This window comes from Thermococcus sp. (assembly GCF_026988555.1).
Taxonomy (GTDB): Archaea; Methanobacteriota_B; Thermococci; order Thermococcales; family Thermococcaceae; genus Thermococcus.
In genome coordinates, this window is the sequence record NZ_JALSLB010000053.1 from 1 (window position 1) to 9,777 (window position 9,777).

The following is a 9,777-nucleotide window of genomic DNA, read 5'->3' on the forward strand; positions in this document are numbered from 1 at the left end:
CCTGACTGCTACTTATCCCTGCTTCCACTGTATCCAGTGCGTCCTGTGGAGTGTGTGTTTGATATCCAACTTGTTTAAAAATAAATTGCCATATATCCCAAATAATATTAAAAATATGGAAAAAAAGAGGATGAATTTAATGCTTCATGTCAAATAAACATGGCTGAGTATGATTTCCAGTGGAGTGGTGGTGAGCATGGATGATACTTACCTGGGTTCGGTGTTTGAGAAGTACCTGCACGCAAAGAAGATCTTCAAAAATAAAGAGGTTCTCAGGCACAGCTACACGCCCAAGGAGCTCCCTCACCGGCGTGAACAGATAGAGGACCTCGCCCACATACTGGTTCCAGTTCTCCGTGGGGAAACCCCGTCCAATATCTTCGTTTATGGGAAAACGGGAACCGGTAAAACCGTCACCATAAAGTTCGTCACCGAGGAGCTGAGGCGTATCTCGAACAAGTACGAGGTTCCTGTTGATGTCATCCACATCAATTGTGAAATCGTGGATACTCAGTACAGGGTTCTGGCCAACATCGTTAATCATTTTCGACCCGAAAGCGGAGTCGAGGTTCCGCTTGTTGGGTGGCCGACGGATGAAGTTTACGCCAAGTTAAAAACCGTTATAGATGCGAGGGAGCGATTCGTGATAATCGTCTTGGACGAGATAGATAAGCTCATCAAGAAGAGCGGGGATGACATCCTCTACTCCCTGACCAGGATAAACACGGAACTCGTAAGGGCCAAGGTCAGTATAATCGGAATCTCCAACGACCTGAAGTTCAAGGACTACCTGGATCCAAGGGTTCTCTCCAGCCTGAGCGAGGAGGAGATAGTTTTCCCCCCTTACGATGCCAATCAGCTTAGGGACATTCTGATGCAGCGCGCTCGCGATGCCTTTAACGATGGTGTGCTCGATGGTGGGGTCGTTCCCCTTTGCGCCGCCCTGGCCGCCCGTGAACACGGCGATGCCAGAAGGGCCCTCGATCTTCTGCGGGTCGCGGGTGAGCTGGCCGAGCGGGAGGGGGCCTCTAAGGTTACCGAGAGGCACGTGTGGAAGGCCCAAGAGAAGATCGAGCAGGACACCATGGAAGAGGTTATCAAGACCCTTCCTCTCCACTCGAAGGTCCTACTCTATGCGATAGTCCTCCTCGATGAGAACGGTGAACTGCCCGCCAACACAGGGGATGTTTACTCCGTGTATAAAAACCTCTGCGATCACATCGATCTGGAGCCGTTAACCCAACGCAGGGTCAGTGACCTGATAAACGAACTGGATATGCTGGGTATAATCAACGCGAAGGTCGTTAGTAAGGGACGCTACGGCAGGACAAAGGAGATTCGGCTGAATATAACCCCCTACAAGGTCAAGAATATATACCGATACGATCCCCAGCTCCAGAGCATGTTGACCCTAACCCTTTCACGCCAGAGGAGGTTGCTCTAATGGGATTGGTTGAAGACCTCATGTCGAATAGGTACCTGATAACCCCCGCCGCGTACTACCTCCTCGAGGGGCACTACCGCAAGGACTTTACCCTTGCGGAGCTCGTTAAGTTCGCCAAGACCCGCGGGAAATTCGTGGTTGATGCCGTTGTGGCCCGTGAGTTTCTTGAGGAGAGGGATGTTCTTCCCAGGAGCACTCCACTGGAAAAATTCGTTTCCAGTATCCATGAGGGGGTCAATGAAAATCGGCCCCTTTCACCTGATTTTGGAGGGTATGCAGTGGAACAGTCACTTTCTGCCGTTAATCCTGAGGAAACTCCTGAAATAGACAATATCAGTGATATAGGGGCTGCTCCCTCTGGGGGTTCCGAGACATATATTTCCACTGGAACCCCCGCCAAATTGGAGGAAGAATCTCTCCCTATTGATAAATCAGGGGCGAAACCTAACGGGTTTGACGAGGGGGAGAGTCATGTTTCCACTGGAGCTCTTGAATCGGAGTCGGTTGAAGATGCCTCAAAACCGGTCTCTGAACCCCTTCACCCCCCATCTGCGCCTGAAACCACATCCTCCCCTCCAGTGGAAGAAAGGCTCTCCGAGAACGGGTACTCCAACGGAGCTCCGAACGGAAACGGCGGCATAAATGGGAATGGGTATGAATCCAGTGACGACGAGGAGTTCAAGCCAAAGGTGATCTACGGTGATTACGGTGTCCCCATCATGTATGAAGCGGAGGTGCCTGGTAACGGGAAGAAGGCGTACACCGTCTACGAGGAATTCTCCCTGAGCCCCAAAGAGGGTTTCCACTACCGCGCACCGGAGATCCCGGACGACTGGCAGGTTGTGTTCGACGTTAAGAACTTCAGGCTCTCACCTCCGAAGGCCAAAAACGCCAACGGAAAGGATGGGGAGATAATAGTGAAAGCCTACTCAGACCTGTTCAAGAGCCGGCTTAAGAAGATGAAGCGCATCCTTCGCGAGAACCCTGAAGTAGGGGGCGTCATCGATATCGGAAAGCTCTCCTACCTCCACACTGACGAGGACGTGACCATAATCGGGCTCGTTAATTCAAAGCGCGAGACTCCCAAGGGTTACATGTTTGAGGTGGAGGACAGTACGGGTATAATAAAGGTCTTCATCAACAGGAGAAACGAGGACTCCAAGAAGTTCTTTCAGGTAATGCCTGATGCCGTGGTGGCGTTCAGAGGGCGACCGTCTGGAAGAAACATCTTCTTTGCCAACAGGATGTACATCCCGGACGTCCCCAAATTCCGGAAGAGTAAACCTCCACTTGGGGAGAAGGTCTACGCAGTCCTCCTGAGCGACCTGCACGTTGGTTCAAATAAGTTCTGTGAAACAGCCTTCATGCGTTTTCTTGAGTGGCTCAACGGTGAGGTTAACAATCGCGCTGAGGAGGAGCTCGTGAGCAGGATCAAATACCTCGTGCTGGCTGGGGACGTCGTTGACGGTGTGGGCATATATCCGGGTCAGTACGATGAGCTCGCCATCCCTGACATCTTCGACCAGTACGAAGCCCTCGCAAACCTGCTGAGAAACGTTCCGGGGCATATACACACGTTCATCGGCCCCGGCAACCACGATGCCGCTAGAACAGCACTCCCTCAGCCCGGCTTCTATGAGGAGTACGCCCGTCCGATATTCAAACTCAAGAACACTACCATAATCAGCAACCCGGCCGTTATAAGACTCCACGGGCGGGACTTTTTGGTATACCATGGGAGGGGCATCGAGGACGTGGTCAACGTGATCCCCAACAGGAGTCATCACCGCCCGGCCGAGGCCACCGTGGACCTCCTCAAGCTCCGTCACCTCGCTCCGACGTTTGGAGAAAAGGTTCCCATAGCCCCGGACCCAGAGGATCTCCTTGTGATAGAAAACGTCCCGGATCTCTTTCAGACGGGTCACGTCCATGTTATGGAGTACCAGACGTATAACGGGGTTTTCGTGATAAACGCGGGTACGTGGCAGGCCCAGACGGAATTTCAGAAGATGGTTAACATCGTCCCCACCCCGGCGAGGGTTCCAATAATCGACGTCGAGACCGCAAAACTTCGGGCGGTTGTGCACTTTGACCAGTTCTGTGAGGGGGTTTGAACCATGGAGATCTATTCCGATGAGATGAAGGCTTACTTCGAATCGCTTCAGCGGGAGATCGACAGGGCCTATGAGATAACGAGGGCGGCCCGTGCTCAGGGTAAGGATCCGAACCTTGAAGTTGAGGTTCCTCAGGCCACTGACATGGCCGGTCGTGTTGAGAGTCTCGTCGGTCCAAAGGGAGTTGCCGAGAGGATACGGGTTCTCGTTAAGGAGTACGGTAAGGAGCTGGCTGCCCTTAAAGTGGTTGATGAGATCATCGACGGCAGGTTTGGAAAGATTGGCGATAAAGAGAAGACCGCGGAGCAGGCTGTGCGAACTGCGCTGGCCATTCTCACCGAGGGTATAGTTTCGGCCCCGCTGGAGGGTATCGCTGACGTCAAAATCAAACGCAACACCTGGGCCGACAACAGCGAGTACCTCGCGCTCTACTACGCGGGCCCCATAAGGAGCTCCGGTGGAACGGCACAGGCTCTGAGTGTTCTCGTGGGAGACTATGTCAGAAAGAAGCTCGGCCTCGACCGCTTCAAGCCCAGCGAGAAGCATATAGAGAGGATGGTCGAGGAGGTTGACCTCTACCACCGGGCGGTTACGCGACTTCAATATCACCCCGAGGCCGATGAGGTGCGCCTCGCCATGAGGAACATCCCCATTGAGATAACCGGTGAAGAAACCGACAAGGTTGAGGTTTCCCACCGCGACGTTGACGGTGTTGAGACCAATCACATCCGCGGCGGTGCGATACTCGTTATGGCCGAGGGTGTCCTCCAGAAGGCGAAGAAACTGGTTAAATACATCGATAAAATGGGTATGGAAGGCTGGGACTGGATAAAAGAGTTCGTTGAGGCAAAGGAGAAGGGCAAGACGGCTGAGGGCCCCAACCCCCCTGAGTCCAGGGCCGAGGATTCCGGTGAAACGGAAGAAGTTATAGAGAAGGTTGAGAGGGGCTTCTACTATGAACTCTATGAGAAGTTTAGAGCCAACATCGCTCCAAACAAAAAATACACGAAGGAGATCATCGGCGGCAGGCCTCTCTTCGCCGAGCCATCGACGAACGGCGGCTTCAGGCTGAGGTACGGCCGTTCCCGTGTAAGTGGCTTCGCCACTTGGAGCGTCAATCCCGCGACGATGCTGATCCTCGACGAGTTCCTTGCTGTCGGAACCCAGATGAAGACCGAGAGGCCCGGCAAGGGCTGTATAGTTACCCCCGTGACGACGATTGAAGGTCCCGTGGTCAAGCTCAGGGACGGGAGCGTCGTCCGGGTTGACGACTACGAGACCGCCCTGCAGGTTCGTAACGAGCTTGAGGAGATCCTCTACGTGGGTGATGCACTCGTCAACTTCGGCGATTTTGTTGAGAACAACCAGACGCTCCTTCCCGCCAACTACACCGAGGAGTGGTGGATCCAGGAGATGATCGCTGCGGTGGAGGAGACCTATGAGGTTCATCTGCGGCCCTTTTTGGAGAATCCTCGTGAAGCCGTTGAGGAGGCCGCGGAGTACCTTGAGGTGGACCCGGATTTCCTTGACGGGCTCTTGAAGGATCCGCTGAGGGTTAAACCTACGGTGGAGGAAGCCGTGCATCTCTCAAAAGTTCTCGACATCCCCTTCCACCCCTATTACACCCTTTACTGGAACACCCTAACGCCAGAGGAAGCTGAGGTGCTCGTACAGTCCCTTGTGGGGGCCCAGATTGAGTGGGATGAGTTCAAGAAGAACCGGTTCGCCAGGAGGGTGATTTTGGAGAACGATGCCAAGGTCAAGCGTTACCTTGAGCTCCTTGGCCTTCCCCACAGGCTCGACCGCATCGACCGTGAGGAGCTCATAGTTGTGGAGTACCCCTGGAGCACCGCCCTCCTCACACCCTTCGGCAACCTCGAATGGGAGTTCAAGGCAAAGCCCTTTCACACGGTCATCGACATTATAAACCAGAACAATTGTGTAAAGCTCCGGGACAGGGGGATAAGCTGGATCGGGGCCAGGATGGGTAGACCAGAGAAGGCGAAGGAGCGCAAGATGAAGCCTCCGGTTCACGTGCTCTTTCCGATTGGACTGGCTGGCGGGAGCACCCGTGACATCAAGAAGGCCGCGGAGGCGGGAAGGCAGACTTCTGTTGAGATGGCGTGGTTCCGCTGCCCCAAATGTGGCTCTGAAGGACCTACCCCCCTGTGCCAGCACTGTGGTACCCGGAGGGAACTCCTCTACCACTGTCCCAAGTGCAACGTTGACTACCCGGAGGATCAGGCGAGGGATCTTGGGTTCAGATGTCCCAAATGCGGGACGGAGCTTAAATCATTCTCGCGAAGGCGGATCAACCCTTCGGAGATAATGAGGGAGGCTATGGAGCGTGTTCACGTCAACACTCTTGACAAGCTCAAGGGCGTCATGGGAATGACCTCCGGCTACAAGATGGCAGAGCCGCTTGAGAAGGGCCTCCTGAGGGCCAAAAACGACGTCTACGTCTTTAAAGACGGCACCATCCGTTTCGACGCCACCGACGCCCCGATAACCCACTTCAAGCCGAGGGAGATAGGTACGAGTGTTGAAAAGCTCCGCAAACTGGGATACACCCACGACTTCGAGGGTAAACCGCTCGAAAGGGACGATCAGATACTTGAACTCCGTGTTCAGGACGTTATACTACCCTACGAGGCCGGAAGGTATCTCCTGAAGGTTGCCCACTTCATAGACGACCTTCTCGAGAAGTTCTACGGTCTTCCGCGCTTCTACAACGCCGAGAAGATGGAGGATCTCGTTGGACATCTCATGATAGGCCTTGCCCCCCACACTTCAGCGGGGATCATAGGCAGGGTAATCGGTTTCTCCGATGTTCTCGTAGGTTATGCGCACCCGTATTACCACGCAGCAAAGAGGAGGAACTGCTTCCCAGGAGACACGAGGATTATCGTCCAGATTGACGGCAAACCCGCCAGGATAACCCTTAGCGAGCTCTATGAAATGTTTGAGGGGGAGAGCTATGAAAACATGGTTTACGTCAGGAAGAAGCCAAGGAAGAACGTTGAGGTCTACTCCTTCGACCCCGAGAGCGGTAAGGTCGTCCTCACGGACATCGAGGACGTGATAAAGGCCCCCAGCACGGACCACCTGATTCGCTTCGAGCTTGAACTCGGGAGGAGCTTTGAAACGACAGTGGATCATCCTGTGCTTGTCTACGAGAATGGAAAGTTCGTGGAAAAGCGGGCCTTCGAGGTGAAGGAGGGTGAGTTGATTGGTGTTTATGAAGATGGTTCTCTTAATCTGCTTAAAGTTGGACACATTAAGTATATCAAACCAACAGATGAATTTGTGTTCTCATTAAATGCTAAAAATTATCATAACGTTCTGATAAATGAGAATATCATAACACATCAATGCGACGGCGACGAGGATGCTGTAATGCTCCTCCTCGATGCCCTCCTCAACTTCAGCAAGTACTACCTGCCTGAAAAGCGTGGCGGCAAGATGGACGCGCCTTTAGTCGTTACCACGCGCCTCGATCCAAGAGAAGTGGACAGCGAGGTCCACAACATGGACGTCGTTCGCTACTATCCGCTGGACTTCTACAAAGCAACCTACGAGATGAAGTCCCCGAAGGAGATAAAGTTCATCGAGCGCGTCGAGGACAGGCTCGGCAAACCGGAGATGTATGAGGGCCTGAAGTTCACCCACGACACGGATGATATCGGTCTCGGGCCGAAGATGAGCCTGTACAAGCAGCTCGGCGACATGGTTGAGAAGGTGGAGCGCCAGCTCGCTTTAGCTGAGCGCATAAGGGCGGTGGACGAGAACCACGTGGCCGAGACCATAATCAACTCCCACATCATCCCTGATCTCAGGGGCAACCTCAGGAGTTTCACCAGGCAGGAGTTCCGTTGTGTGAAGTGCAACACGAAGTACAGAAGACCCCCCCTGGGCGGGAAATGTCCCAGATGTGGTGGAAAGATAGTCTTGACCGTCAGCAAGGGGGCCATTGAGAAGTACCTGCCAACCGCCAAGATGATCGTCACGAAGTACGACGTGCTAGATTACACCCGTCAGAGGATCTGCATCACCGAGAAGGACATAAAGACCCTCTTCGACAACGTGTTCCCTGAGAGGCAGCGGACACTCATGAGCCTGCAGAGGGACATCTGCGATAAGATGGTCGCGGAGCGTACGGGAAAGGCCCACGCGGACGATGGGTACTTTGAGGAGCTTAAAGCCAATGGGAAGTTTAAGAAACGCAAGGAAAAAGGACGAGAGCCCAAGAAATCCGAAGGAACCAAAGCCGGTGCCCTTGGAAAGGCCATAAAGGGTGAAAAGAGCAGGATGAAAGGTAAGAGAAAGTCCCCACGCCTAGACGAGTTTTTTGGATGACGAAACCCATATATATCTCCCCATCTATATGTCATTCGTTATGAAGCTGGTCCCAAGCATCGCCTACCTGAGGGTTCAGAGGCAGACCTTTGTGGGTTACTCGATGCCCCTTGCCGGTTGGATGGGGGAGTACCTGATCAACTACCGCAGGTTGCCCCGGCCGGGTTTTCTATCCAGGGCTATGAGAAAGCTGGGTTTCTCCCCCGCTGGTGAGGAACACGACGACCGTTATATAACCCACTTCTTCACGAAAGGGAGCGTTTCAATAAGCGCGAGCTGGGACGTTGAGGGGGAAAACCTCTTCCTCCAACTGATTCCCCTCCGCTTAAGGCTCTCTCGGGGATTAACTGTTAGGGTTGAAAAGATTGAGTTCTACGACCAGTACGTTGTGAGCATAGAGCCCGCTCAAAAACTCCCTCCTGGAATCAGGGGTATCGGGATTAAGGCGCTCATTCTTGAGGACTTCTACCCGGTTGAGACCCCCTACTGGGGGATGCTCCACGAGGACTGGGAGGTTGAGCTGAACCTTCTCGTGATGAAGGATGAGGTTTACGACAGGCTGAGCCGCGAGGAGTACCGCTGTCCAGTCTGCTTTGCCCCACTCCATGAAGAGAACGGTATCCTGAAGTGCTCTTCCTGCGGCTTTACCTACGCTCCGGAGCACGACTTTGAGAGGGTAATGGAAGAGTTCAGCGTGGAGGAGTTCGCGTTTTAGCACGCTTTGCCTGCGCAAAGCTTGACCAAAATATTCCAGCTGTTCAAACTGGGAGTGTGGAAATTGGCATACTCTACAAGTGTTCTTAAAGGGTTTTGTACCGACGTTGGACAATTTGACTGACCTTTCACTCCAAACCAGTATCCTTCGGGCCCAAAAACAAGAAACACAACCAATAACGTCGACGATTAAAGCCCAAACCCTGCCAAAAATTGACATCGCAAAAGGCATGCAACAACACCAAAAGCAAGAAAATAGTCAAAACATTCTGCCAGCGCTTGCGAAGGAGGCTCCTGGAAAAAGCTTCACCAAAAGACACGTAGCTCACCCTCTAAAAAGACCATAATACAAGGATTTTGCACTCAGAAGGCTCGTTTTCCAAAGGAGAACACGTTTAAACGGGTCTTGGCACGGGGTTTGCTCTCTTTTGACGCCTTTCGGGCGTCGATTTTAAAGTTAAACCCCTACCAAGGAGCAACTTGAAAAGTTCTCACAATTGAAACAACCGTTCGGGTAGAAAATCACTTAGAATTTGGCCTTTTAAAAGGAGCTACGAACCTTGGCCAAACTTCGCGCCCAGCATTTGGGAAAGGCGGCGAAAAGTTTGTGATTCTTAATAAGAAGGAGTTTAATGGGTATTTCATTAAAAAGGGCCCGTTAAGAGCTCAAGCAACTTTATGGTGTTCTTTGATAGGGGATTCTCTTTTTTAAGCGTCCGAAGGACGCAGGTTGAAGTGAATCCTTCATCAAAGTTTGTGGCTGTTTTGAGTTGGCACTATCCAAAGGTGCGCGCCTTAAATTGATCCTTAACGTTGGATTTCACATGAAAAGTGTCTTCAGGCTGAGTCCTATTTTCTTCTTGACATCTGCAGGACGTCATACTCTGGGGGACTTCCACAAATCTAAGCCCACTCTAGAAGAAATCGGTCCCCGGAGAAGTGCCTTTGAAAAGCACCACTCTAAGAATAGTGTCTTAAAAGCAGTCATCAATTTTCCGTCAACGCTTTGCGCCAGCAAAGGGTTGTATGGTAGCCCCGCCGGGATTCGAACCCGGGTCGCGGGATCCAAAGTCCCGCATGATTGTCCGCTACACCACGGGGCTGCCCGATATGAAGAGTCCTTCCCAGCTTATAAATATTGAGTTCCTG

General features: G+C 52.7%; 4 protein-coding genes and 1 tRNA gene. 4 read left to right on the forward strand and 1 reads right to left on the reverse strand.

Translation table 11 applies throughout. The features are described 5' to 3' along the window. Positions 1-196: 196 nt before the first annotated feature. The 4 genes from MVK60_RS07735 to MVK60_RS07750 are packed head-to-tail and all read left to right on the forward strand — an operon-like array spanning position 197 to position 8,629. Positions 197-1,444: an ORC1-type DNA replication protein gene (locus MVK60_RS07735; protein ID WP_297438129.1), complete on the forward strand. Its 1,248-nt coding sequence runs from the start codon at positions 197-199 to the stop codon at positions 1,442-1,444. Next, positions 1,444-3,558 carry a DNA-directed DNA polymerase II small subunit gene (locus MVK60_RS07740; RefSeq protein WP_297438124.1) on the forward strand — a complete coding sequence of 705 codons (2,115 nt, stop codon included), beginning with the start codon at positions 1,444-1,446 and terminating at the stop codon, positions 3,556-3,558. The genes MVK60_RS07735 and MVK60_RS07740 overlap by 1 nt, the downstream gene beginning before the upstream one ends. 3 nt (positions 3,559-3,561) lie before the next feature. After that, a complete protein-coding gene (locus tag MVK60_RS07745) occupies positions 3,562-7,914 on the forward strand; it encodes a DNA-directed DNA polymerase II large subunit (RefSeq protein ID WP_297438125.1) in 4,353 nt (1,450 codons plus the stop codon). A gap of 40 nt (positions 7,915-7,954) precedes the next feature. After that, positions 7,955-8,629 carry a hypothetical protein gene (locus MVK60_RS07750; RefSeq protein WP_297438127.1) on the forward strand — a complete coding sequence of 225 codons (675 nt, stop codon included), beginning with the start codon at positions 7,955-7,957 and terminating at the stop codon, positions 8,627-8,629. A 1,026-nt stretch (positions 8,630-9,655) separates the two neighbouring features. Here MVK60_RS07750 and MVK60_RS07755 read toward each other — a convergent pair. Further along, a tRNA-Gln gene (locus tag MVK60_RS07755) sits at positions 9,656-9,731 on the reverse strand. Between the last annotated feature and the right edge of the window lie 46 nt (positions 9,732-9,777).

Coding starts and splice junctions, on each gene's coding strand:
- MVK60_RS07750 (WP_297438127.1), top strand. CDS start 7,955: ATGAAGCTGGTCCCAAGCATCGCCTACCTGAGGGTTCAGAGGCAGACC.
- MVK60_RS07740 (WP_297438124.1), top strand. CDS start 1,444: ATGGGATTGGTTGAAGACCTCATGTCGAATAGGTACCTGATAACCCCC.
- MVK60_RS07735 (WP_297438129.1), top strand. CDS start 197: ATGGATGATACTTACCTGGGTTCGGTGTTTGAGAAGTACCTGCACGCA.
- MVK60_RS07745 (WP_297438125.1), top strand. CDS start 3,562: ATGGAGATCTATTCCGATGAGATGAAGGCTTACTTCGAATCGCTTCAG.